26 protein-coding genes are annotated in these 23273 nt (G+C 70.2%); 15 read left to right on the top strand and 11 right to left on the bottom strand.

Annotation, left to right across the window (positions count from 1 at the left end; translation table 11 throughout):
* The first annotated feature begins 341 nt into the window (after positions 1 to 341).
* Together GCN81_RS24835 and GCN81_RS24830 are read left to right on the top strand one after the other, a co-directional pair.
* Positions 342 to 983: an IclR family transcriptional regulator gene (locus GCN81_RS24835; protein WP_156726685.1), complete on the top strand. Its 642-nt coding sequence runs from the start codon at positions 342 to 344 to the stop codon at positions 981 to 983.
* A gap of 113 nt (positions 984 to 1096) precedes the next feature.
* On the top strand, positions 1097 to 1885 hold the full coding sequence (locus tag GCN81_RS24830; protein WP_156726684.1) for a S16 family serine protease: 789 nt from the start codon (positions 1097 to 1099) through the stop codon (positions 1883 to 1885).
* A 21-nt stretch (positions 1886 to 1906) separates the two neighbouring features.
* Here the strand turns inward: GCN81_RS24830 and GCN81_RS24825 are convergent, their stop codons facing one another.
* The 3 genes from GCN81_RS24825 to GCN81_RS24815 all read right to left on the bottom strand — a co-directional run bounded on the left by GCN81_RS24825 (position 1907) and on the right by GCN81_RS24815 (position 3149).
* Positions 1907 to 2341, bottom strand: a complete 435-nt coding sequence (locus tag GCN81_RS24825) for a type II toxin-antitoxin system VapC family toxin (RefSeq protein ID WP_156726683.1) — start codon at positions 2339 to 2341, stop codon at positions 1907 to 1909.
* The gene (locus GCN81_RS24820) at positions 2338 to 2580 is read right to left on the bottom strand and encodes a DUF2191 domain-containing protein (protein ID WP_156726682.1); all 243 of its coding nucleotides are present in this window, start codon (positions 2578 to 2580) and stop codon (positions 2338 to 2340) included. Before GCN81_RS24820 ends, GCN81_RS24825 begins: the two co-directional genes overlap by 4 nt.
* A gap of 95 nt (positions 2581 to 2675) precedes the next feature.
* Positions 2676 to 3149: an Lrp/AsnC family transcriptional regulator gene (locus tag GCN81_RS24815; protein WP_156726746.1), complete on the bottom strand. Its 474-nt coding sequence runs from the start codon at positions 3147 to 3149 to the stop codon at positions 2676 to 2678.
* A gap of 128 nt (positions 3150 to 3277) precedes the next feature.
* Between GCN81_RS24815 and hppD the strand changes: the two genes are divergently transcribed.
* Positions 3278 to 4423: a 4-hydroxyphenylpyruvate dioxygenase gene (gene hppD, locus GCN81_RS24810; RefSeq protein ID WP_156726681.1), complete on the top strand. Its 1146-nt coding sequence runs from the start codon at positions 3278 to 3280 to the stop codon at positions 4421 to 4423.
* Positions 4424 to 4570: 147 nt separating this feature from the next.
* Here the strand turns inward: hppD and GCN81_RS24805 are convergent, their stop codons facing one another.
* Complete coding sequence (locus tag GCN81_RS24805; protein ID WP_231626943.1) at positions 4571 to 6037, bottom strand: tetratricopeptide repeat protein; 1467 nt, start codon at positions 6035 to 6037, stop codon at positions 4571 to 4573.
* A 109-nt stretch (positions 6038 to 6146) separates the two neighbouring features.
* Here GCN81_RS24805 and GCN81_RS24800 point away from each other — a divergent pair, with 109 nt between their 5' ends.
* Positions 6147 to 7526 (top strand): FAD-binding oxidoreductase, encoded by a 1380-nt coding sequence (locus tag GCN81_RS24800; RefSeq protein WP_156726680.1) that lies wholly within the window; start codon positions 6147 to 6149, stop codon positions 7524 to 7526.
* A gap of 68 nt (positions 7527 to 7594) precedes the next feature.
* Here the strand turns inward: GCN81_RS24800 and GCN81_RS24795 are convergent, their stop codons facing one another.
* Entirely contained in the window at positions 7595 to 8074 is a 480-nt protein-coding gene (locus GCN81_RS24795; RefSeq protein WP_156726679.1) for an SsgA family sporulation/cell division regulator, read from the bottom strand.
* A 330-nt stretch (positions 8075 to 8404) separates the two neighbouring features.
* Between GCN81_RS24795 and GCN81_RS24790 the strand changes: the two genes are divergently transcribed.
* Together GCN81_RS24790 and GCN81_RS24785 are read left to right on the top strand one after the other, a co-directional pair.
* The gene (locus GCN81_RS24790) at positions 8405 to 9898 is read left to right on the top strand and encodes an RDD family protein (protein ID WP_156726678.1); all 1494 of its coding nucleotides are present in this window, start codon (positions 8405 to 8407) and stop codon (positions 9896 to 9898) included.
* Positions 9899 to 9968: 70 nt separating this feature from the next.
* Positions 9969 to 10634, top strand: coding sequence for an RDD family protein (locus GCN81_RS24785; RefSeq protein WP_156726677.1), 666 nt, complete (start codon positions 9969 to 9971; stop codon positions 10632 to 10634).
* 54 nt (positions 10635 to 10688) lie between these two features.
* Here GCN81_RS24785 and GCN81_RS24780 read toward each other — a convergent pair whose 3' ends face one another.
* Positions 10689 to 10964 (bottom strand): hypothetical protein, encoded by a 276-nt coding sequence (locus tag GCN81_RS24780; RefSeq protein WP_156726676.1) that lies wholly within the window; start codon positions 10962 to 10964, stop codon positions 10689 to 10691.
* A gap of 459 nt (positions 10965 to 11423) precedes the next feature.
* Here GCN81_RS24780 and GCN81_RS24775 point away from each other — a divergent pair, with 459 nt between their 5' ends.
* Complete coding sequence (locus GCN81_RS24775; RefSeq protein WP_156726675.1) at positions 11424 to 11735, top strand: hypothetical protein; 312 nt, start codon at positions 11424 to 11426, stop codon at positions 11733 to 11735.
* An 85-nt stretch (positions 11736 to 11820) separates the two neighbouring features.
* Here GCN81_RS24775 and GCN81_RS24770 read toward each other — a convergent pair whose 3' ends face one another.
* Together GCN81_RS24770 and GCN81_RS24765 are read right to left on the bottom strand one after the other, a co-directional pair.
* The gene (locus GCN81_RS24770; RefSeq protein ID WP_156726674.1) at positions 11821 to 12408 is read right to left on the bottom strand and encodes a nicotinamidase; all 588 of its coding nucleotides are present in this window, start codon (positions 12406 to 12408) and stop codon (positions 11821 to 11823) included.
* A 219-nt stretch (positions 12409 to 12627) separates the two neighbouring features.
* Entirely contained in the window at positions 12628 to 13956 is a 1329-nt protein-coding gene (locus GCN81_RS24765; protein ID WP_156726673.1) for a nicotinate phosphoribosyltransferase, read from the bottom strand.
* 79 nt (positions 13957 to 14035) lie between these two features.
* Here GCN81_RS24765 and clpS point away from each other — a divergent pair, with 79 nt between their 5' ends.
* The 7 genes from clpS to GCN81_RS24735 all read left to right on the top strand — a co-directional run bounded on the left by clpS (position 14036) and on the right by GCN81_RS24735 (position 18982).
* A complete protein-coding gene (clpS, locus tag GCN81_RS24760; RefSeq protein WP_156726672.1) occupies positions 14036 to 14362 on the top strand; it encodes an ATP-dependent Clp protease adapter ClpS in 327 nt (108 codons plus the stop codon).
* Positions 14362 to 14946 (top strand): DUF2017 domain-containing protein, encoded by a 585-nt coding sequence (locus GCN81_RS24755; protein ID WP_156726671.1) that lies wholly within the window; start codon positions 14362 to 14364, stop codon positions 14944 to 14946. The genes clpS and GCN81_RS24755 overlap by 1 nt, the downstream gene beginning before the upstream one ends.
* A gap of 386 nt (positions 14947 to 15332) precedes the next feature.
* On the top strand, positions 15333 to 16901 hold the full coding sequence (locus GCN81_RS24750; RefSeq protein ID WP_156726670.1) for an alanine/glycine:cation symporter family protein: 1569 nt from the start codon (positions 15333 to 15335) through the stop codon (positions 16899 to 16901).
* A gap of 121 nt (positions 16902 to 17022) precedes the next feature.
* Positions 17023 to 17445 carry a Mov34/MPN/PAD-1 family protein gene (locus GCN81_RS24745; RefSeq protein WP_156726669.1) on the top strand — a complete coding sequence of 141 codons (423 nt, stop codon included), beginning with the start codon at positions 17023 to 17025 and terminating at the stop codon, positions 17443 to 17445.
* An 88-nt stretch (positions 17446 to 17533) separates the two neighbouring features.
* Positions 17534 to 17635: a putative leader peptide gene (locus GCN81_RS32910; RefSeq protein WP_325065128.1), complete on the top strand. Its 102-nt coding sequence runs from the start codon at positions 17534 to 17536 to the stop codon at positions 17633 to 17635.
* Positions 17636 to 17751: 116 nt separating this feature from the next.
* Positions 17752 to 18030: a MoaD/ThiS family protein gene (locus tag GCN81_RS24740; RefSeq protein ID WP_156726668.1), complete on the top strand. Its 279-nt coding sequence runs from the start codon at positions 17752 to 17754 to the stop codon at positions 18028 to 18030.
* Between the two features lies 1 nt (position 18031).
* A complete protein-coding gene (locus GCN81_RS24735) occupies positions 18032 to 18982 on the top strand; it encodes a PLP-dependent cysteine synthase family protein (RefSeq protein ID WP_156726667.1) in 951 nt (316 codons plus the stop codon).
* Positions 18983 to 19040: 58 nt separating this feature from the next.
* On the opposite strand, the gene GCN81_RS24730 is transcribed toward GCN81_RS24735, so the two are convergent.
* Positions 19041 to 19523: a type II toxin-antitoxin system PemK/MazF family toxin gene (locus GCN81_RS24730; RefSeq protein ID WP_156726666.1), complete on the bottom strand. Its 483-nt coding sequence runs from the start codon at positions 19521 to 19523 to the stop codon at positions 19041 to 19043.
* A gap of 195 nt (positions 19524 to 19718) precedes the next feature.
* On the opposite strand from GCN81_RS24730, the gene GCN81_RS24725 reads away from it, so the two are divergent.
* The gene (locus GCN81_RS24725) at positions 19719 to 20471 is read left to right on the top strand and encodes an MBL fold metallo-hydrolase (protein WP_156726665.1); all 753 of its coding nucleotides are present in this window, start codon (positions 19719 to 19721) and stop codon (positions 20469 to 20471) included.
* 72 nt (positions 20472 to 20543) lie between these two features.
* Here GCN81_RS24725 and GCN81_RS24720 read toward each other — a convergent pair whose 3' ends face one another.
* The gene (locus GCN81_RS24720) at positions 20544 to 21773 is read right to left on the bottom strand and encodes an IS30 family transposase (protein WP_156726664.1); all 1230 of its coding nucleotides are present in this window, start codon (positions 21771 to 21773) and stop codon (positions 20544 to 20546) included.
* A 91-nt stretch (positions 21774 to 21864) separates the two neighbouring features.
* Positions 21865 to 23127, bottom strand: coding sequence for a PTS transporter subunit EIIC (locus GCN81_RS24715; protein ID WP_156726663.1), 1263 nt, complete (start codon positions 23125 to 23127; stop codon positions 21865 to 21867).
* Positions 23128 to 23273 lie beyond the last annotated feature (146 nt).

Below are 23273 nucleotides of genomic sequence, written 5' to 3'. Positions count from 1 at the left end.
TGGTTGAACGACTGATGCCCGTTATGTGGGTCGCATAACGGGCATCAGTCGTGCCCCGACGTCTGGAGTTCGCATTTTGTGTGCCCGGATTCTGGACGGAGTCTTCCGCTGAGCGGACTGGCTCGCTACTGTCCCCGCAACGCACACGCCCCGTGGCAGCGCCGCCGCGGAGCGCAGCCGGTGCTCAGCGCTGCCGGGCGGCCCGCCGCCCGGAGCCCCGCTATCGCCCGGCGGCCTCTCGACGCGCGTCACCGACGGCACCGGTGACGGGGTACCCCGCTTGGCGGGGGACGCCCGCCGCGGAGAGGGCCGTCGCGACTCACCACTAAGGAGAGGGCGTCGTGACCGCGGAGACCTCCCAGACGCTCGACCGGGGACTGCGTGTCCTCAAGCTGCTGGCCGACACCGACCACGGGCTGACCGTGACCGAGCTGTCCAACAAGCTCGGTGTGAACCGCACCGTCGTGTACCGCCTGCTCGCCACGCTCGAACAGCACGCTCTCGTGCGGCGTGACCTCGGCGGCCGCGCCCGGGTCGGGCTGGGCGTGCTGCGGCTCGGGCGTCAGGTGCACCCGCTGGTACGGGAGGCCGCGCTGCCCGCGCTCAGGTCGCTGGCCGAGGACATAGGGGCCACCGCTCACCTCACGCTGGTCGACGGTACCGAAGCGCTGGCCGTCGCGGTCGTCGAGCCCACCTGGACGGACTACCACGTCGCGTACCGCACCGGCTTCCGGCACCCGCTGGACCGGGGCGCCGCGGGTAAGGCGATCCTCTCCGCCCGGCAGGGCACGCTGGACGACCCCGGCTTCACCCTCACCCACGGCGAACTGGAGGCCGGGGCGAGCGGGGCGGCCGCGCCGCTGCTCGGGGTGACCGGGATCGAGGGCAGCGTGGGCGTGGTGATGCTCGCGGACTCGGTGCCGGAGCGGGTCGGCGGGCGGGTGCTGGACGCGGCTCGCGAGGTCGCGGAGGCGCTGCGCTGAGGTTCCGGAGGGCGCTGCGCTGAGGTTGCGGGGCTCTCGTGCTGGGGAGTGCGGGGCTGTCGTGCTGGGGAGTGCGGGATGGCTCGTTTCGGCCGTGGTTATAGGTTGAACCCGTGCTCTCTCGTCTCTCACGCCCCAAGGCCCTCGCCCTCTGCGCCCTCCCCTTCGTGGCCCTGCTGGCGACCGCGGGCCTCGCGCCACTGCCGTTCGCTGTGGCGCAGCCCGGCGCGACCGCGGACGTACTGGGCGAGAACAACGGCGACCCGGTGATCACGATCAGCGGCGCGCCCACCCGCGAGCCCAGCGGTGAGCTGCGGATGACGACGATCCTCGCGACCGGCCCTGACGCCCGTATCGACTTCGGCGATGTGCTGGACGGCTGGTTCCGTACGGACCGCGCCGTGATGCCGCGCGACGCGGTCTATCCCAGCGGCGACACGACCAAGGAAATCCAGCAGCACAACATCAGCGAGATGCGGAAGTCCCAGGACGCGGCGGTCACGGCGGCGCTCGGGTACCTGGGCGATCGGGCCAAGGACGTGAAGGTCGAGCTGGAACTCGCCGACGTCGGCGGACCCAGTGCCGGGCTGCTCTTCGCTCTCGGCATCGTCGACAAGCTGGACGGCGACGGCACCGGCGGCGACCTCACCGGCGGCCGCAGCATCGCCGGTACGGGCACCATCACCGAGGACGGCCGGGTCGGCGCGGTCGGCGGGGTCTCACTGAAGACGCAGGCCGCCAGGCGGGACGGCGCCACGGTCTTTCTCGTACCCGAGGCGGAGTGCGCGGAAGCCAAGGGCGAACTGCCGGACGGGCTGCGACTGATCCCCGTCAGAACCCTGACGGGGACCGTGGACGCGCTGCGCGCGCTGGAGACCGGCGACGCGGTCCCCAGCTGCTGAGAGCCTGTCTTCGCGAGCGGCTCAGTCGTCCTCCAGCGGATGCCGCCACCGCAGCCCGGGGAACCGGGCGAAGCCGCGGTCGGCGGAGTAGAGCGTGGCTCCGGACTCGATGGCCAGGGCCGCGATGTAGGCATCGGGTACGAGATTGCCCCGGGCGCCCGCGCCGCGGCACAGGCGCTCGAAAATGCCCCAGTGTCGCGGGCCCTCCGTCAGTGACGCCGCGACGGGTGCGTCACGGACGTCCTGGAGGAAGGTGAAGGCGGTTTCCGGCTCGCTCGGCGGCTGGTAGATCCGGGGGTGTGTGACGATCCGGAGGAAGCCGCTGTCGATCACGCTGTTGTACGCCACCGGCTCGTCGCCGCGCAGGCGATTCAGCAGCCACGCGTGGTACCGATCGTGGTCCTTGCTGTCCTCGCGAAAGGCGTAGACGAGGACATTGACATCGCACAGGATCATTCGAGGCCGTCCATGACATCGCGGACGGACACGTTGTCGTCCAGGTTGATCCCGGGGCGGGGGCCGCCGCTACCGGGGTCCGTTGTGAGCTTGGCGATGGTCTGCGCCGCGTTCACATCCCGCGCGAACGACGCCCGCATCGCATCCTCTATCACCGCACTCACGGTCACGCGCCTGCGTGCGGCGCGCAGCTTGGCTTCCTGGATCAGGTCCTGGGGGAGATCGACGGTGGTTCTCATACACACCAGAGTAGAAGCCTCGCATCTTGATGCGCAAGCCAAATGTCACGATGTAATGACTCTCTGTTCTGATGTTCGATCCGTCCTGTCGCTGGCTAGCCGTCCGCGGACGACGCCTGTTCCACCAGCGGGATGATGCGCAGGGGGACCGGGTTCTCCATCACGATCGCGGTGGAGGCGCGGACGATGCCCTCGAAGCCGACGACGCGGTCGATCACCCGTTGGAGGTCGGCGTTGGACCGCGCTACCAGGCGGCAGAGCATGTCCCCGTGCCCCGTCGTGGTGTGCAGTTCAAGGACCTCCGGGACGCCGCTCAGGTGTGCCCGGACGTCCGCGCCCTGGCCCTGTTTGATCTCCAGCGTCGCGAAGGCCGTGACCGGGTAGCCAAGCGCGGCTGGGTCGACGTTCGGGCCGAAGCCGCGGATGACTCCGTTCGACTGGAGTCGGTCCAGGCGTGCCTGGACCGTGCCGCGCGCCACGCCCAGTCGCCGCGACGCCTCCAGTACGCCGATCCTGGGCTCGCGCGCCAGCAGAACGAGCAGCCTGCCGTCCAGTGCGTCGATGGACATGGCCTGGATCACACTCCCAGTGGTCATCCTGCACAGATAGCCCGATCGTACGGGCTGCTCACTGGACAGATTGCCCAGTGTTTCTGCCAACTATTGCGCACCTTGTGGAACAGAGGGACGCTGCGGCTATGAGTGAGACCATCCAGGAAACCCCTGACACCGCACGGCAGGCCGACCCCTTCCCGGTCAAGGGAATGGACGCGGTCGTCTTCGCCGTGGGCAACGCCAAACAGGCCGCGCACTACTACTCGACCGCCTTCGGCATGAAGCTCGTCGCGTACTCCGGACCGGAGAACGGCAGCCGCGAGACCGCCAGTTACGTCCTGGAGAACGGCGCCGCCCGGTTCGTCCTCACCTCCGTCATCAAGGCGAGCACCGACTGGGGCCGCTTCCTCGAGGGCCATGTCGCCGCGCACGGCGACGGCGTCATCGACCTCGCCATCGAGGTCCCGGACGCCCGCGCCGCGTACGCCTACGCCGTCGAGCACGGCGCCACCTCGGTCGCCGAGCCGTACGAAGTCAAGGACGAGCACGGCACGGTCGTACTCGCCGCCATCGCCACATACGGCGAGACCCGCCACACGCTGGTGGACCGCAGCGGCTACGACGGCCCCTACCTGCCCGGCTTCGTCTCCGCCGAGCCGCTCGTCGAGCCCCCGGCCAAGCGCACCTTCCAGGCCATCGACCACTGCGTCGGCAACGTCGAGCTCGGCAAGATGAACGAGTGGTGTGCCTTCTACAACAAGGTCATGGGCTTCACGAACATGAAGGAGTTCGTGGGCGACGACATCGCGACCGAGTACTCGGCTCTGATGTCCAAGGTCGTGGCCGACGGCACCAAGAAGGTGAAGTTCCCGATCAACGAACCGGCGATCGCGAAGAAGAAGTCGCAGATCGACGAGTACCTGGAGTTCTACGGCGGCCCCGGCGTCCAGCACATGGCGCTCGCCACCAACGACATCGTCTCGACGGTGCGCACCATGCGCGCGGCGGGCGTCCGGTTCCTGGACGTCCCCGACTCGTACTACGACACGCTCGGCGAGTGGGCGGGCGAGACCCGGGTGCCCGTGGAGACCCTGCGCGAGCTGAAGATCCTTGTCGACCGCGATGAGGACGGCTATCTGCTGCAGATCTTCACCAAGCCCGTCCAGGACCGGCCGACCGTCTTCTTCGAGATGATCGAGCGGCATGGCTCGATGGGCTTCGGCAAGGGCAACTTCAAGGCGCTCTTCGAGGCGATCGAGCGCGAGCAGGCCAAGCGCGGCAACCTCTGACCAGCGAGCGTTAGCCTCAAGGGCCTCCGCAGCCCCCACAACCCCCGCGGCCCCATGGACTCTGACCCGTGGGGCCGCGGTGTGTACGTCGCCCCGTCCCCTCCGTCCCCCCCCCGCCCCCTCCGTCGTCCCACGCCGCCGCAGCCCTCACGTCTCACGCGCGGGCAGCGGCGTCGGCGTCGTCGGCCGCTCCGGAGCGGGCCCCGAAGACGGCTCGCCCAGGGCCTCCAGTGCCAGCCGCGCCAACGGCGCGTGCAGCGGCGAGAAGTACGGGTTGACGCGCAGCGCCGCGGTCAGGTGGCGGCGGGCGGAGCCGTCCCGCCCCAGGGACCGCTCGATCTCGCCCCGGTGGTAGAGGAACAGGGCACTGCGCGGGCCCTTGTCCAGCGCCTTCTTGGCGTATCCGGCGGCCTTCTCATGATCGCCCGCGCGGTGCAGCGCCCACCCCAGCGCGTCCGCCACCTCGTGCCCCGGGTGCCGCTTGTACTCGGCGGTGAGCCGCCGCACCGCCGCGTCCGCGTCGCCGTGGTCCGCCTCGAACCGGCCAAGCACCAGCGCCTCGTTGATCCCCACACCGCTGCCCTGCTCGACCCGCCCGCGCAGGATGTCGTACTGGACCCGGGCAGCCGACTCCCTCCCCAGCGACTCCTGCAACTCGCCCAGCTCCAGCAGGTAGTTCGGCAGTGGGTGCCTGGCCAACGCCGCCTCATAGCTCGCCAGCGCCGCCTGCCCACGGCCCAGCGACGCCAGCGCCCGGCCCTCCCCGGCCAGCGAGGGATGGTGACCGGGCTCCGCGCGCAGCGCCGCCCTGAAGTACCGCAGCCCCTCGGCCGGTTCCCCCCGCTCCCACGCGAGCTCGCCAAGCCGGTGCAGCCGCGCCGCCCGCTCGGCCGGTGTCTCGGCGAGCGCCACCGCGTCCGCCGCGGCCGCCGCCGCGTCCTCGCGCCACCCACGGCCCTGGAACACCCGCGCCGCGGACGCCAGCACCACCGACCCCGACCGCAGCTCCCGCAACCGCTCCAGGGCCCGGCCCGCCGCCTTGCGGTCGCCCAGACCGCGATAGGTGTCGAGCAGCACCGGGTACAGCGTCCAGCGCTTCGGCGACCGCTTCACGGCCAGCTCGCCCCATTTCCTGGCGGCCCGGTACTCGTGCCGGGCGTTGGCCAGCGCGGCGAGTCCGGCCAGCGCCTCGACGTTGCCGTCCTCGCCCGGCCGCAGCGCCAGCGACCTGCGCAGCGCCCGCTCGGCCTTCGGGTACGCCGCGTAGTCGGCCGTCCGCCGCCCCCGCTCGACGTAGGCGGAACCCAGCACCGCCCAGGACTCCTCGTCCCCCGGATGCTTCCGCAGATGCCCCGTACGGTCGCGGATCAGCGCCGCCAGATCGGGCAGCGCCGCCGGCGCGCCCGCCCCGGCCGCCGCCATCGCCCGCCCGCTCGGGCCCAGCGCGGGCGGTGGACCGTCGTCCCGCAGCACGGGGACCAGTACCAGCACTCCGGCGAGCACCGCGGAGCCCGCGACCGAGGCGATCAGGGCGCGCCTGACCCTGCGGGAGAGACGGCGCGGCGGTGGCTGCTGTCCCTGATCGTTCTCCATGGCGCTCACTTCGTTCTCCATGGCGATCACTGTGCGTCAAGCCCGCTACCGATACGACGAGCACATCGCGGCGCGCGACGCGGTTCGCCCACGGGTTCACACCGTTGGCCCCGGGTGCGAGGCTGAGATCATGAACGCCGCCCCCGACCACATCGCCGCCCAGCTGCGCGCGGGGCTGCCCGCTGGCGCGGTCCTCACCGATCCGGACGTCACCGCCGCGTACGCCCATGACATGGCCAGCTTCTGCCCCGCTGGCATCCCGGCCGTCGTCGTCCTGCCCCGTTCCGTCGAGCAGGTCCAGCACGTCATGCGCACGGCCACCGCGCTGCGCGTCCCGGTCGTCCCCCAGGGCGCGCGCACCGGCCTGTCCGGCGCCGCCAACGCCTCCGACGGCTGCATCGTGCTGTCGCTGCTCAAGATGGACCGCATCCTGGAGATCAGCCCGGTCGACCGGATCGCCGTCGTCGAACCAGGCGTCGTCAACGCCGCGCTCTCCCACGCGGTCGCCCCCCACGGCCTCTGCTACCCGCCCGACCCCTCCAGCTGGGAGCAGTGCACCATCGGCGGCAACATCGGCACCGCGTCCGGCGGCCTGTGCTGTGTGAAGTACGGCGTCACCGCCGAGTACGTACTCGGGCTCGACGTCGTCCTGGCCGACGGCCGCCTGCTGAAGACCGGCCGCCGCACCGCCAAGGGCGTCGCCGGATACGACCTCACCCGGCTCTTCGTCGGCTCCGAGGGCAGCCTCGGCATCGTGGTCCGCGCGGTGCTCGCCCTGAAGCCCGCGCCGCCCCCGCAGCTGGTACTCGCGGCCGAGTTCGCCTCGGCGGCGGCCGCCTGCGACGCCGTCTGCGCCATCATGGAACGCGGCCATGTGCCCTCGCTCCTGGAACTCATGGACCGTACGACGATCCAGGCCGTCAACGCCCTGGCGCACATGGGTCTCCCGGACACCACCGAGGCCCTGCTGCTCGCCGCCTTCGACACCCCTGACCCGGCCGCCGACCTGGCCGCGGTCGGTGCGCTCTGCACCGCCGCCGGAGCCACCGAGGTCGTACCGGCCGACGACCAGGCCGAGTCCGAACTCCTCCTCAAGGCCCGGCGGCTGTCGCTCACCGCGCTGGAGGCCGTCAAGGGCAGCACGATGATCGACGACGTCTGCGTGCCCCGCTCGCGGCTCGGCACCATGCTGGAGGGCATCGCGGACATCGCCGAGAAGTACGACCTGACCATCGGTGTCTGCGCGCACGCGGGGGACGGCAACACCCACCCCACCGTCTGCTTCGACGCGGCAGACCCCGACGAATCCCGGCGGGCCCGCGAGTCCTTCGACGCGATCATGGCCCTCGGTCTGGCGCTCGGAGGCACGATCACCGGCGAACACGGCGTGGGTGTACTGAAGAAGGAATGGCTGGCCCGCGAGATCGGCCCGGTGGGAGTGGAGTTGCAGCGGGGGATCAAGCAGACGTTCGACCCGCTGCATCTCCTCAACCCGGGCAAGGTCCTGTGACACCTCCGCTCTTCCGCTCGGTCCCGCAGGCTCTCGTGTCTGTCACGCACGCTCCCGCGCTGTGCCACTCACTCTCCGTCCTTCGACTCGTCCGACGGCCACGGGTCGCGCAGCCACAGTTCGTCACGACCGCCCGGCGCTGGTGCGAGCAGCTCGGCCAGGCCGTCGTCGATCCCGAGCTGCTCGGACTCAGAACCCGGGGGCACCGCCCGCAGGGTGCGCTCCAGCCAGGCCGACACAGCGGCGGTCGGCGCCTCGAGCAGCGCCTCGCCGTCCGGTGAGCTCAGCGCCATCAGGACCACGCTGTGGCCGTCGAACTTCGTCGGCCAGACCCGGACATCGCCGTGCCCGCACGGCCGGAACACGCCCTCCACCAGCAGCTCACGGGCGAAGGTCCAGTTGACCGGCTGGTCTGAGCCGATGTGGAAGGTGATGTGCACGGCGTACGGGTCGTCGGTGCGGTAGGTGAGCCGGGCCGGGACGGGGATGCTGCGCTCGGGCGACAGCACCAGCTTCAGTTCAAGCTCGCGTTCCACCACGGTGTGCATCGGGTGTTTCCTCTCGCTGGACGGTCTCTGCACGGGCCCTTTCGTGGGCTCGTACGAGGTGAGAGCGCCCAGGAGCGGATCACTTACGCGACTTTCCCGAACTTTCTGAAGTTTTTTCCGCGCCCTGGGACGGCTTGTCGTTCGCTCGTACGCGGGGTATATCGCGGTCTCGGTGCTCCCGGCGCGGCTGTCTTCGTTACTGTCCTCCTTGGACCGTGGGAGATCCGGCGCTGTGGCCCGCCCAGGCAGGGCAGCAGGCCGGGCAGCAGGTCGGCCAGGTCGGGTGCCGCGGTCGGATCAACTGTGCTGTTCACGATCGGAGTTGGGGACATGGTGGCGCCTCCCGCTGGCAACGGCGACAACGGAGCCCGGCAAGGCTATTACCCCGACCCCTCCATTCCTGGCTATGTCCGGTACTGGAACGGGGTCTCCTGGGTGCCAGGGACCAGCCGCCCCGCTCCGGCCGGGGGTGAACCGATGCCGCTGCCGCCGGGCGTGGACGCCGCGGACACCGCGCGGGCCGTTCCCGAGCAGACGGCGGCGCCGGTGGAGGAGACCGGTCCGGTCTTCTTCGACGAGGAGCCGGTCCCGGCTTCCGGGGTACGGGACGCGGCCGCCGAGGTACGGGACGCTGCGGCGTCCGGCGTACGGGATGGCGCCACCCGGCCGGAAACCGCCGTCTGGCAGGCCGACGCCTCGCGCCAGGGCGGCTTCGGCGGCGACCAGGACCGCCGCGTCGCCTGGGGCACGCCGACCGGGGCTGATCCTCGGCTGGCCCGCGCCGTTGAGCCCACGGTCCCGGAACAGGCCACCGCCACACCCCAGGCCACCGCCACACCCCAGGCCACACCTCAGTCCGCGTCCCCCGCCGCGCCCAAACCCGCCCCGCCCGTCGCCGACGGCACCATGGGCATCCGCCTGCCGGGCGCCTCCGCCGAGCCCGGACCGCGGCCCGCGCAGGGCGCACCCGCCGCCGCCCAGGCGACCGTCGCACCGAGCACGCCGACCACGCCGACCACGCCAGCGGCGCCCACGACGACCACCGAGCCCTCCCGGCCCACCGCCCCCGCCCAGCCCACCACCCCCGCCACCCCTCAGAGCACCGCCACCCCTCAGAGCACCGCCACCCCTCAGAGCACCGCCACCCCCCAGAGCACCACACCCGCCCCGCAGCCCCCACAGTCCGGTGCGCCGCTCAGTTCCGGGTCCGGAGGCGGCGCCGCCTCCTGGGCCCAGCAGGTGCACCAGCTGGCGCAGAGCCCGGGCGGCGAGGGGGATTCCGTACTGCCGTGGAAGCCGGTCACCGAAGACCCCTTCCTGGCGGCCGCGCGGGCCCAGGCATCGGCCAGGCCCGCACGCCTCGGCAGGCGCCTGGTGGCGCGGCTCATCGACACGCTCGTACTGGCCGCCGTCACCGGCGCCGCCGCCGTCCCCCTGGCGACCAGGGCACTCGACCACGTCAACGGCAAGATCGACGCGGCGAAGCTGTCCGGCGAGACGGTCACCGTGTGGCTGCTCGACGGCACGACCGCCGCGTACCTCGGCATCGTGCTCGGCGTCCTGCTGGTCTGCGGAGTGCTGTACGAGGCCCTCCCGACCGCGAAGTGGGGCCGCACCCTCGGCAAGAAGCTGTGCGGGCTCGACGTACGGGACATCGAGGGGCACGCGGCCCCGTCGTTCGGCGCCGCGCTGCGTCGCTGGCTGGTGTACAGCGTGGCGGGCATCCTGGTCGTCGGCGTACTCGGCGTCGCCTGGTGCCTGTTCGACCGCCCCTGGCGGCAGTGCTGGCACGACAAGGCCGCGCGCACCTTCGTGGCCGGATAGCCACCCCCGCGGTCCCCCGTCTGGCCCCCGCCGCTTGCGGCCCCCCGTACGTACGCGATCGACTCGGGCCATGAGCAGCGAACCGCCGCCCCCGGGCCGGGGACAGCCACCGGACGACGACCCGTTCAAGAAGCAGCCACCGCCCGCCAGCGGCGGCGGCTCCCCGTACGACTCGCCCTACGGCGGCGGCGCCCCGCCGCCACCCCCACCCGGTGGCGGCGACTTCGGCGCCCCACCGCCACCCCCCTACGGCGGCGATCCCTACGGCGGCGGCGCGAGTGACCCGCTGGCGGGCATGCCCCCGCTCGCCGACAGCGGCAAGCGCGTCCTGGCCCGCATCATCGACATGCTGATCGTCGGCGCGGTGACGGCTCTGCTGCTGTGGGCCGTCGGCTGGGGCTCCGTGGACCTCGACGATGTCGAGGCCGGTTCGTCCTTCGGCAGGTCCCTGCTGACGGCGATCCTCTACATGGGCTACGACGTCGTCATGATCTCCAAGACGGGCCAGACGCTGGGCAAGCAGCTGATGAAGCTGCGCGTGGCGAACCTGGACAACGGCGCCACGCCCGCCATGCAGACATCGGTGGTCCGCGCCGCCGTGCTGTGGCTGCCGTTCGCCTTCTGCTGCTGGCTGCTGTGGACGGTCATCTGTGGCGGCTGGAGCTTCTTCGACAGGCCGTACAAGCAGGGCCTGCACGACAAGGCCGCGAAGACGGTCGTGGTCAGCACCGCCTGACGCCGAGCACGTACGCCTGACGCAGGGCGTACGTAGGCGGTGGCGCCCAGGCGCCTACTTGCGTAAGGAGTGCTCGGCCACGCGGGACTCCGCCCCGGTATGGAGGCGCCGCACCGGCACCCGCGTCGCCGCCGTCGCCGCGCGCGGCGCGGGCGCGGGCTTCGGCGCTGGCACCAACGCCGAAGCCAGCAGCCCGAGCCCGAGCGCGGCGCAGACTATGGCGGCGATGCCGAGCGCCGAGGTGGCGTGGGAGAGCAGCAGCAGGGCGAGGGTGGCGGAGATGACGGTGGCGAAACCGTAGGAGAACTGTGCGGCAGTCGGACGAGGCATGGCGTTATCCGGTCCTCGGAGGGCAGGGGCAGAACGGGGTGCGCACGGGGTGTCGCGGCAGCTGAGGTCGCTGGTACGTCAGCTGGACGTGCCTTCGGGTCTCTCTCCCGCTGGATTCCCGAGTGAGCGAGATGTAAGCGTGACCTAACCCACAGTGCCGATGCACGGGGGGCGCAGGGGCTCATTCGGCTGTCCAGTGGGCGAGACGAGCGCGCCTGCCCGGCGGCGCCGCGCTGCTCCCCGGCTCATTGACACCGGCACCCGAGCGCCGGACCGCGCGGGGGTGGCGAGGGGGCGTGAACGCGACCGCCCGCGTCCGCCTCCGAACGGAATTCCTCGCATCGTCGCAGGTCAAAGCATGATCGACCGAGACCCTCTGGCGGGTCGCGGCCGATCGTGTTTAGGTGCGTCCTGTGACTGGCTTATTGACGCGACATCTCACGGGGGAGTGATTTGGCGATGGCGGGTGGAGGCTTCAGTAAGCTCCCGAACGGCAGCGTGGTGGTGGCTCTGACGCTGCCGAGTCCCGGAACGAACGGCGGCAGGGTGCGGGTGCTGGTGCACGCCGCGAACCGCGCCAGAGCCCTGACCCGGCTGCGGAACCTGGGCCTGCGGGCGGTCTATCTGCGCGGCAACACCGAGCCGCCGACACCGGACGAGGTCACGGCGGTGCTGCATCACCCGGACGGGCTGATATGGCGTACGGCGCCGGACGCGGCCCACGAGCTGTGGCACCCGATCCGGGCCCTGCTGAACCCCGCCACCCCGTAGCGACCGGACTCAGCGGCCCCTGAGCGGCTGGACTCAGCGGCTCTGAGCGGCTGGACTCAGCGGCCCTGAGCGCCGCTGAGTCCGCTCAGACCACCGGCTTGCCAGACAGCTCCACTCCCGCCTCACGGAGCTCCTCCAGCGTCCGCTCCGTGCTCTCCTTGGCGACCCCGGCCGTCAGGTCCAGCAGCACCTGCGTACGGAAGCCCTCGCGGGCCGCGTCCAGAGCCGTGGCCCGTACGCAGTAGTCGGTGGCGATGCCGACCACATCGACCTCGGTGACCTCGTGCGCGCGCAGCCAGTCGGCCAGCGGTACGTCGTTCTCGTCCACGCCTTCGAAGCCGCTGTACGCCGCGTCATGGGCGCCCTTGTCGAAAACCGTGTCGATCGCACCCGAGGCGACGGCCGGGGCGAAGTTCGGATGGAAGCCGACGCCTTCCGTACCGGCCACGCAGTGCGGCGGCCAGCTGTGCTGGAAGTCCGGGGTGTCGGAGAAGTGGCTGCCGGGGTCCACATGGTGGTCACGGGTGGCCACCACGTACTGGTATCCGGCGCCGGCGGTCTGGCCGACCAGGTCCGTGATCGCGGCGGCGACGTCGGCGCCACCCTGGACCGCGAGGCTGCCACCCTCGCAGAAGTCGTTCTGCACATCTACGACGATCAGTGCGCGGCGCATGATGGTGTCCTTCGGCTGAGGAGTTCGGCGGGGACGGGAACCCGGCGGGTACATCGCCGAGCGGGGAGACCGAGTGCGCCCCGGGAGCGGGTGTGTGGCTGAGCGGAGTGACGAGAGTCCGCTGCCGTTGACTGCCCGCTGATCCGGCGTTCATGCGCTCCGGTCAGACGTGCCTGGTCTGGTGTACGCGGCCTGGCGTAGGCGCTGTGGTGGGTGGGGTCATACGTACTCCGTAGGGATGACGGCCTCGCCGCGGGAGAGCTGGGTCGCGGACAGCGGCAGCCGGTCAAGGGCCGCCCGGTGCCGCTCGCGGACCACGTCCAGCGGCTCACGGCCCAGGATGCGCCCGCCGGAGACCAGTTCGACCGCCAGCTCCTGGCCGACCAGCTCCCGGGGCACCGCTCCGGTGCCGACCACCTCCGCCTCGGCGACGCCGTCCTGGTCGAGCCGCCGCGCCGCCCACTTCCGGCCGGCCTTGGAGGTCTTGCCGCCCAGCGCCCTCTTCGCCACCGGCTCCAGCGCCGCCGCCGCACCGGCGGACTTGGCGCGCGCCACCAGCTTGTAGACCATCGAGCAGGTCGGATGCCCGGAGCCGGTGACCAGCTGGGTGCCCACGCCGTACGCGTCGACCGGCGCCGCGGCCAGCGAGGCGATGGCGTACTCGTCCAGGTCGGAGGTCACGATGATCTTCGTACGGGTCGCGCCGAGCTCGTCCAGTTGCTGGCGCACCCGGTGCGCGACCAGGAGCAGGTCCCCGGAGTCGATGCGGACCGCCCCGAGCTCGGGCCCGGCGACCTCGACGGCCAGCTGTACGGCCTCGGTGACGTCGTAGGTGTCGACCAGCAGGGTGGTGCCCCGGCCCATCGCGTCGACCTGTGCGGTGAAGGCGTCGCGCTCGGTGTCGTGCAGCAGGGTGAAGGCGTGGGCCGACGTGCCGACTGTCGGGATGTCGTAGCGGAAGCCCGCGGCCAGGTCCGATGTGGTGGTGAAGCCGCCGACGTAGGCCGCGCGGGACGCGGCGACCGCGGCCAGCTCATGGGTGCGCCGGGCGCCCATCTCGATCAGCGGCCGCCCGCCCGCCGCCGACGTCATCCGGGAGGCGGCCGCGGCGATCGCCGAGTCGTGGTTGAGGATGGAGAGGATCACCGTCTCCAGCAGCACACACTCGGCGAAGCTGCCTTCGACGCGCAGGATCGGGGAGCCGGGGAAGTAGACCTCACCCTCCGGGTAGCCCCAGATATCGCCGCTGAAGCGATAGTCGGCGAGCCACTTCAGGGTCGGCTCGTCCACCACCGAGCGCTCGCGCAGAAAGTCGATGACGCCCGGGTCGAAGCGGAAGTTCTCGACCGCGTCCAGCACCCGCCCGGTCCCGGCGACCACGCCGTACCGGCGGCCTTCGGGCAGTCTGCGGGTGAAGACCTCGAAGACCGAGCGGCGCTCGGCGGTCCCCGCCCGCAGCGCGGCCTGCAGCATTGTCAGCTCGTAGTGGTCGGTGAACAGTGCCGTGGACGGCACATCCACCGGCAGGCCAAGGTCCGCAGCGTTCATATGACGGATCGTACCCCCATCTCGTCAGTCTGACGATTTCCGGGGGTCATTTGTGCGCGAGGCCTCTCCAGATGGCAGCATGGGGCAGGTGAGTGTGGCTCCCGACGTGTCTCCGGTAGAGACCCAGCGTCCCGAATCGGCAGAGGAAACGTCCGCGGTGACCGAGCCGGACGTTCCCTGGGTAACGATCGTGCACAACGACCCGGTCAACCTGATGAGCTACGTGACGTATGTCTTCCAGGCCTACTTCGGCTATTCCAAGGACAAGGCGAACCGCCTGATGCTCGACGTCCACCACAAGGGCCGCGCGGTGGTCTCCAGTGGCACCCGCGAGGAGATGGAGCGCGATGTGCAGGCCATGCACGGCTACGGCCTGTGGGCGACGATGAGCCAGGACCGCAACTGATGGCCGGGCAGTTCGAGCCGATCCCCGGCGGTGGCGCCGCCGTGGCCCTGGACGAGGTGGAGATCTCGATCCTGCGGTCGCTCGCCGTGCAGCTGCTGGAGCTGATCGGCCCGGGGCCCGGCGGCGAGGACGCGGACGACCCGCTCGCGGAGCTCTTCGCCGAGGGTCCCAGCGAGCCGCCGACCGACCCCGTACTGCAGCGTCTCTTCCCGGATGCCTACGGCGACCCCGAGGCCGTACCCGACGACCAGCTCAAGGCGTACTCCGCCGAGTTCCGCCGCTTCACCGAGAACGACCTGCGGGCCCGTAAGCGGGACGACGCGCTGGCGGTCGTACGGTCGCTCGACGCGCTGAGCGCGGGAGGGGAGGGCGGGGCCGTACTGAAGCTGTCCGCGGATGAGTCGCGGCAGTGGCTGGGGGCGCTGAACGACCTGCGGCTCGCGATCGCCGCGCGGCTGGAAGTGATCGCTGACGAGGACACCGAGCTGCTGTACCGGCTGCCGGACTCCGACTCCCGTAAGCCGATGGTCATGGCCTATCTCTGGCTGGGCGGCCTACAGGAAAGCCTCATCGAAACCCTGTGACCCTTACGCCCTAGCTGCTCGGGTTTTGTCCTGGTGGCAGCGTTCGCTCAGCGGACGCTCAAATCCGGATAACGATCGCGTCACGCGCATAGGGAGTCTTCCCAGGTCGGCCGGATTCGCACCTTCCGAGTGTGACACGCGCCACATAGCGTTCAGGTAAACGCATGGTAAGAACTGTCAACTCCTTATCGGCACCACCCCTCGCCGCTCGGGAGAAGCTGGCCCACTTGCCGGCAACGCATGACACGCACGACCTAGGCAGTACCGGTCCGAGTCCGCGGACCGGCGCCCCAGTCGCCGATCGGACAACGGCGTTCGCTCAAGCCCGCACTCTCCTCGCCTGTCGTCACCCCAAAACGGCAGTCCTGCCCGACCGAGGTAGTTAGATGTCACTCGACTCGATCGCCCAGAACGTCGACGAAACCGTTAACGGCTGGTTCCAACCCGTAGCCGACAAGCTCGGGGAAATCGTCTTTTACTCCGTCCCCATCTTCGGAACCGAGTTTCCCCTGATCGTCGGCTGGCTCGTCGTCGCGGGCGCCTTCTTCTCCGCGTACTTCGGTCTGGCCCAGGTACGGCACCTCAAGACCGCGTTCCGCCTCGTCCGCGGCAAGTACGAGCAGAAGGACGCCCCCGGTGAGGTCAGCCACTTCCAGGCACTGACCTCGGCGGTCTCCGGCACCGTCGGCCTCGGCAACATCGCCGGTGTCGCCATCGCCATCGCCATCGGTGGCCCCGGCGCCACGTTCTGGATGATCCTCTGTGGTCTCCTCGGCATGGCCACCAAGTTCGTCGAGTGCACCCTCGGCGTGAAGTACCGCGAGATCGGCCCGGACGGGAAGGTCACCGGCGGCCCGATGCTCTACCTCCGCAAGGGACTCGCCGAACTCGGCAAGCCCGCGCTGGGCAAGGTCCTGGCGGTCCTCTCCGCGGCCACGCTCCTCTTCTTCACCTTCTTCGGCGGCAACCTGTTCCAGGTCAACCAGTCGCTCGAGCAGCTGACGTCGGTCACCGGCAAGGAGGACAGCTTCTTCGCCACCTCCGGCGGCGCCGTCTTCTACGGCCTGCTGATCGCCGCGGCCGTGGCGCTGGTGCTCATCGGCGGTATGCGCTCGGTCGGCCAGGTCACCAGCCGTCTGGTGCCCTCCATGGCGATCCTCTACATCGTCGCCTGCCTCCTGGTCATCGCGTTCAACATCACCGCGATCCCCAGCGCCTTCGGTGAGATCTTCTCCGGTGCCTTCGCCCCCGAGGGTGTCGCCGGTGGTCTGATCGGCGCCCTGATCGTCGGCTTCCAGCGTGCCGCGTTCTCCAACGAGGCCGGTATCGGCTCCGCCCCGATCGCGCACTCCGCGGTGAAGACCAAGCGTCCCGCCACCGAGGGCCTGGTCGCGATGATCGAGCCCTTCATCGACACCGTCGTGATCTGCACCATGACCGCCCTGACGATCATCATCGCCGGTGGTCCGAAGTACCTGGACGCCCGTGAGAAGGTCGCCAGCGGCAACGCCGGTGAGGTCGGCGGCACCTCGCAGGGCATCTCGATCACCTCGGACGCCTTCGACACCGCGCTGCCGTGGTTCCCGTACCTCCTCACCTTCGCGGTGATCCTGTTCGCCTTCTCCACGATCATCACGTGGGGCTACTACGGCGAGCGGTGCTGGACCTACCTCTTCGGCAACACCAAGACCTCCGCCATCACCTACCGGGTCTCCTTCTCGGCGATCATCGTCCTCGGCGCCCTGCTCTCGCTCGGCACCCTGGTCAGCCTCTCCGACTCGGTCCTGTTCATGGCGGCCCTGTTCAACATCATCGGCCTGTACTTCCTGGCGCCGATCGTGAAGAAGGAACTGGTCAAGGTCCTCAACTTCACCCGCCGTCGGGACGCGGGCGAGACCGAGGAGCAGATCGAGGCCGCCGAGGCCGCCGAGCTGGAGTCGGCCAAGGTCGTCTGACCCCACCCCGCTCCACCTGCTTCACCCGCTCCACCATCGCTCCACCTGCTTCATCTCGCTATGCGGGCCACCTCGTACCACATTTCGGTACGCGGTGGCCCGCATGCTTATTCTGGGCGGCATGCTCACCATCACCCAGGCCCTGCACGACCAGATCGTCGCCCACGCGCGCGAGGACCACCCCGACGAGGCGTGCGGCGTCGTCGCGGGCCCCGAGGGCACCGACCGCCCCGAGCGCTTCATCCCGATGCTGAACGCCGCCCGCTCACCCACGTTCTACGAGTTCGACTCCGGCGACCTGCTCAAGCTCTACCGCGAGCTGGACGACCGGGACGAGGACCCGGTGGTCATCTACCACTCGCACACGGCGACCGAGGCCTACCCGTCCCGTACGGACATCTCCTACGCCAACGAGCCGGGTGCCCACTACGTCCTGGTCTCCACCGCGGACACCGACGATGCAGGACCCTTCCAGTTCCGCTCGTTCCGCATCGTCGAGGGCGTGGTCACCGAGGAGGACGTCAAGGTCGTGGACGCCTACTGAGCTGCCCTATCTCGGAATGCGGTCAGAAATCATCCACCATGTGATATCCCACTGCTTTAGGTGGGGAGGGAATCGATACGATGACCGCATGGTTCTCCACGACGTGAGCGAAAAGACGCCGGGCACGCTGCTCGTGGCGCGGCTGCACGTCGACCTGTGCAGGCTCTCCAGCGCCATCTGTTCCCGCTGACCCCTGCCCGCCGCGCGCCCCGCGCCGCGGCGTGCCACTCCGTGCACCACCGGGCTTCGCCGCGCACCGCCGCGCGCCCACCGACCTTCTCCCGACCGGACGAACAGGAGTCCAGCATGGCCATCGAGGTCCGCATTCCGACCATCCTCCGCACCTACACCGACGGCGCCAAGGCCGTCGAGGGCAGCGGCGGTGACCTCGCCCAGCTCTTCGCCGACCTCGAGACCCGGCACGCCGGCATCCAGGAGCGCATCGTGGACGGCGACAAGCTGCGCCGCTTCGTGAACGTGTACCTGAACGACGAGGACGTCCGCTTCCTGGACGGCATCAGCACCCAGCTCAGCGACGGCGACAACGTGACCATCCTTCCCGCTGTCGCCGGTGGCATGGCCTGATATGCGGTACGACTCCCCGCTGGCCGCGGTTGGCAACACCCCTCTGGTGCGGCTGCCGCGGCTGTCGCCGTCCCCGGACGTACGTATCTGGGCGAAGCTGGAGGACCGTAACCCGACCGGCTCGGTCAAGGACCGCCCCGCGCTCCACATGATCGAACAGGCCGAGAAGGACGGCCGGCTGACGCCTGGCTGCACCATTCTCGAACCGACCAGCGGCAACACCGGCATCTCGCTCGCCATGGCGGCCCGGCTCAAGGGCTACCGGATCGTCTGCGTGATGCCGGAGAACACCTCGTCCGAGCGGCGTGAGCTGCTCACCATGTGGGGCGCGGAGATCATCTCCAGCCCGGCGGCGGGCGGCTCCAACACCGCCGTACGCGTCGCCAAGGAGCTGTCCGCCGAGCACCCCGACTGGGTGATGCTCTACCAGTACGGCAACCCGGACAACGCGGGCGCGCACTACGCCACCACCGGCCCGGAGATCCTCGCCGACCTGCCGTCCATCACCCACTTCGTCGCCGGGCTCGGCACCACCGGCACCCTGATGGGCGTCGGCCGCTACCTGCGCGAACACCGCCCCGACATCAAGATCGTCGCCGCCGAGCCGCGCTACGACGACCTCGTCTACGGCCTGCGCAACCTCGACGAGGGCTTCGTCCCCGAGCTGTACGACGCCTCCGTGCTCACCACCCGCTTCTCGGTCGGCTCCGTCGACGCGGTGACCCGTACCAGGGAACTCCTCCAGCAGGAGGGGATCTTCGCGGGCGTCTCCACGGGCGCGGCGCTGCACGCGGCCATCGGCGTCGGCAAGAAGGCCGTCAAGGCGGGCGAGTCCGCCGACATCGCCTTCCTGGTCGCCGACGGCGGATGGAAGTACCTCTCGACCGGTATCTACACGGCGGCGACGACCGACGACGCCGTCGCCGCCCTGCACGGCCAGCTCTGGGCGTGACCACCAGGGCGTACGGGGCCACCAGGGACTAACCGGGCCGCGCCTGGCCGGATCGTTGTCATCCGGCCAGGTGGCGGACCTGGTCCCACAGGATCGGGTCCACCGTCCCCACCCGCCGCCGGAACTCCCACAGCGGCACCTGGCGCAGCTCGTCCGTCTCCAGGAAGCTGGCGCGCCCGCGGGTATCCCCGACCGCGCCCGGCGGCAGCGGAATCACCCCGGCCCGCTCGTTGTGGAACCTGGTGGTGATCTTCGCGATCCGGGCCTCCCGCCCGCGTACGGACAGCACCAGACACGGCCGGTCTTTCGAGCCGGGCCCGTCCTCGTACGGCACGTCCGCCCACCAGATCTCCCCCGGCCGCGGCCGCCGCTTGGGGAGGGGCCGGGCCCCGCGAGGCCGCGTGGGAGGCCGGGTACGGCCCTCGGGGCGCCGCGGCCAACGCCGCGGCCGCCGCCGCGCACGCCCCCACCCGTCCGCGATCGCGGCGACCAGCGCGAGGGCGACGACAGCGGCGAGCGCGAGCCACCAAGACGTGTCCATGCCCCAGACGCTACCGGCGACCCACCCGCGGCGCGCCGGGGCCATCCGCCGTCCGGTTCCATCCGAACCGGTGACAGGACAGGTGAGTTCGCCCACAACGGCGCCTCATGGAGGACCGACCAGCCGTTTTGCGCCTTACGCTCGACGGACTGCACGACCCCCGTCGCCCTGCCCGTCCACGGAGGTTCCAGCTCCATGAAGCTCACCGTCGTCGGCTGCTCGGGCTCGTTTCCGTCCGCGGACTCGGCCTGCTCGAGCTACCTCGTCGAGGCCGACGGCTTCCGGCTGCTCCTCGACATGGGCAACGGTGCCCTGGGCGAGCTGCAGCGCCACTGCGGTCTGTACGACCTCGACGCGATCTTCCTCAGCCATCTGCACGCCGACCACTGCATCGACATGTGCGCGTACTTCGTGGCGCGGTATTACCGCCACGAGGGCGGCCGTTGCGGAGCCATCCCGGTCTACGGCCCCGAGGGCACCGAGCAGCGGCTGACCACGGCGTACGCCGACACGCCCTCGTCGTCCTCGATGAGTGAGGTCTTCGACTTCCACACGCTGAAGCCGGGCTCCTTCGAGATCGGCCCGTTCTCGGTCCGTACCGAGAAGGTGAGCCACCCGGTCGAGGCGTACGCCATCCGGATCGAGCACGGAGCCACCTCACTGACGTACTCCGGGGACACCGGAGTCTGCACGGCGCTGGACAGTCTCGCGTCCGGCACGGATCTCTTCCTGTGCGAGGCGTCCTTCACGCACGGCAAGGAGGACATCCCGGACCTGCACCTCAACGGCCGTGAGGCGGGCCAGAGCGCGCAGCGCGCGGGCGCCGGGCGACTGGTCCTCACCCACATCCCGCCGTGGACCGACCCGAGCGCCAACCTGACCGACGCGCGCGCGGTCTACGACGGACCGGTGGAGCTGGCCCGTCCCGGCGCGGTGTACGAACTCTGACGGGTGTACGCCGAAGGCCCCGCCTCTCGACTGGCGCTTTCTAGGGGTCGTTGCAACACGTGGTCGTGTTGATCAGGCCGCGAGCAGTTTATGCAGGCGCTCGGCTGGGGTTTCCCAGCCGAGCGTTTTGCGTGGGCGGCTGTTGAGCTCGGCGGCCACGGCGGCCAGTTGCTCGCGGGTGTGGACGGACAGGTCGGTGCCCTTGGGGAAGTACTGCCGTAGCAGGCCGTTCGTGTTCTCGTTCGAGCCGCGCTGCCAGGGGCTGGCCGGGTCGCAGAAGTAGACCGGGATTTCGGTGGCGGTAGTGAACTCGCGGTGTCGGCCCATCTCGGCGCCCTGGTCCCAGGTCAGGGAACGTTTCAGGTGGGCCGGCAGCGTCTGGACTGTCTCGGCCAGAGCGTCGCGGACCAGTTCGGTGCCCCGGCCGTTCGGCAGGTGCACCAGCAGCACGTACCGGGTGGAGCGTTCCACGAGGGTGCCGATGGCGGAGGCACCGTCCTTGCCGATGATCAGGTCGCCTTCCCAGTGGCCGGGCACGGCACGGTCTTCCGCCTCGGCGGGACGTTCGCTGATCATCACCATCGGGTCGCGGAAGCGGGGCTGGCGCTGCTGGGCCTGGCGGCGGGGCTTGCGCCGGGCGCGACCGGTCCGAAGCGCCTTGGCCAGCTCACGGCGCAGTTCGCCGCGGCCTTGGACGTAGAGGGCCTGGTAAACCGTCTCGTGGACCACGTGCATCTCCGGCCGGTCGGGGAAGCGGGCCCGCAGGGCCTGGCAGATCTGTTCCGGACTCCACCGTAGGTCCAGGTGCTGCTGGATGAAGTCCCGCAGCTGCGGATCCTGGCCGATCTTCCCGGGCTTGGGGCGGGGTCGACGCGCATCGGCGCGGGCCTGAGCGGCGTGCGGGCGGTAGTGCCGTCGGCCGCGAGGATCGGCCGTGCAGTTGCGGCGGACTTCCCGGCTGATCGTCGACGGGCTGCGGTCCAGCTCGGAGGCTATCGCCCGGATCGTGGCCTTCTCCCGCAGCCGGTCGGCGATGTAGATCCGTTCGCTCTCGCGCAGATACCGCGACGGACCTGATGAAGGCGCCCCCGGCCGTTGAGCCGGGGGCGCCCCCTTGGTGCGGCCGGATGGGGTGCGGCCGTTCCGCCACCGCTTGCCGGTGCGGTAGTTGATCCCAACGATCCGGCACGCTTCGTAGCTGGTCAGGCCCTGGTCCATGAGCCGGAAGTATTCCTCCCGCTCACGGACCAGCTTCTTGCGGCCTTGGGCCACCGTCCGCACCTTGCGGATCTCGAACTCCATCGCACCCCTTGAGCTGGGGTGTTGCGACGACTCCTAGAACCCAAGACTGGAGAGACGGGGCCTTTGACGTTACTGCTGGCCGTACGCCGTCTTACTTGGCCTCGGCCTTCTCCAGCTCTGCGAGCTCCTCGTCGGACTCGCGGCCCGGCGTCGGCAGATTGAACTTGGTGATCGCGAACCGGAAGATCGCGTAGTAGACCGCCGCGAAGCAGAGGCCGACCACCGCCAGGCCGATCGGGTTGGACGCGATCCCGAAGTTGATCAGGTAGTCGAACGCTCCGGCCGAGAAGCCGAATCCGTCCCGCATACCGAGCGACCAGGTCAGGGCCATGGACACACCGGTCAGCACCGCGTGGATCGCGTACAGCACCGGGGCGATGAACATGAAGGTGAACTCGATGGGCTCGGTCACACCGGTGAAGAAGGCGGTGAGGGCCAGCGAGGCCATCATGCCGCCGACGACCTTGCGGCGCTCTGGACGGGCGCAGTGCACGATCGCGAGGCAGGCCGCCGGGAGGGCGAACATCATGATCGGGAAGAAGCCGGTCATGAACTGTCCGGCGGTCGGGTCGCCCTCGAGGAAGCGGGCGATGTCGCCCTGCTTGCCGTTGTACTCGCCCGCCTGGAACCACGGGAAGGAGTTCAGCAGGTGGTGCATGCCGACCGGGATCAGCGCGCGGTTGGCGACACCGAAGATGCCCGCGCCGACCGCGCCGGAGCCGACCAGCCACTCACCGAAGTGGTGCAGACCCGAACCCAGGACCGGCCAGATGAGACCGAAGACGATGCCGAGGACCAGGCCGGCGAACGCCGACAGGATCGGGACCAGGCGGCGGCCGCCGAAGAAGCCGAGCCAGTCCGGCAGCTTCGCACGGTAGAAGCGCTGGTACAGCAGGGCGACCACGATGCCCATCACGACACCGCCGAGCACACCGGCGTTGACCGGGGCGTCGACCATGGCGACCTTGCCGTCCACGACGGTGGCGACCTGCTTCAGGTTGCTGTCCGTGAACGTGGCGAGGACCTTCTGGAAGACCAGGTAACCCGCGACGGCGGCGAGCGCGGTGGAGCCGTCCGCCTTCTTGGCGAAGCCGATCGCGATGCCGACGGCGAACAGCAGCGGCATGTTGTCGAGCAGCGCCCCACCACCGGCGGCCATGTAGCTGGCCAGCTTGGTGATCAGAGTCGGGAACGACTCCTTGCCGAGCATGTCGCCCTGGCCGAGGCGGAGCATCAGCGCGGCGGCGGGCAGGACCGCCACCGGGAGCATCAGGCTGCGGCCGATGCGCTGCATGACAGCCATCACGCCGGAGCCCTTCTTCTTGGCCGCGGGTGCGGCGCTGGCCGTAGTCATCAACTTCCTCCATCGGGCATGACGCTGCCAGGAACAAAAGAAGCGGGGGACGGCAGCGTCGCTCAGGGGACCGCAGCCGCTACGGCCGCGTGGTCTACACCACTAAGTGGTGTAGACCTGTTGTAGCACGGTGAAGGCCGGATAAG

The sequence above is a fragment of the Streptomyces apocyni genome (assembly GCF_009739465.1).
In the GTDB taxonomy this organism is placed as follows: Bacteria; Actinomycetota; Actinomycetes; order Streptomycetales; family Streptomycetaceae; genus Streptomyces; species Streptomyces apocyni.
This window is presented reverse-complemented; position numbering and strand designations above follow the sequence as displayed.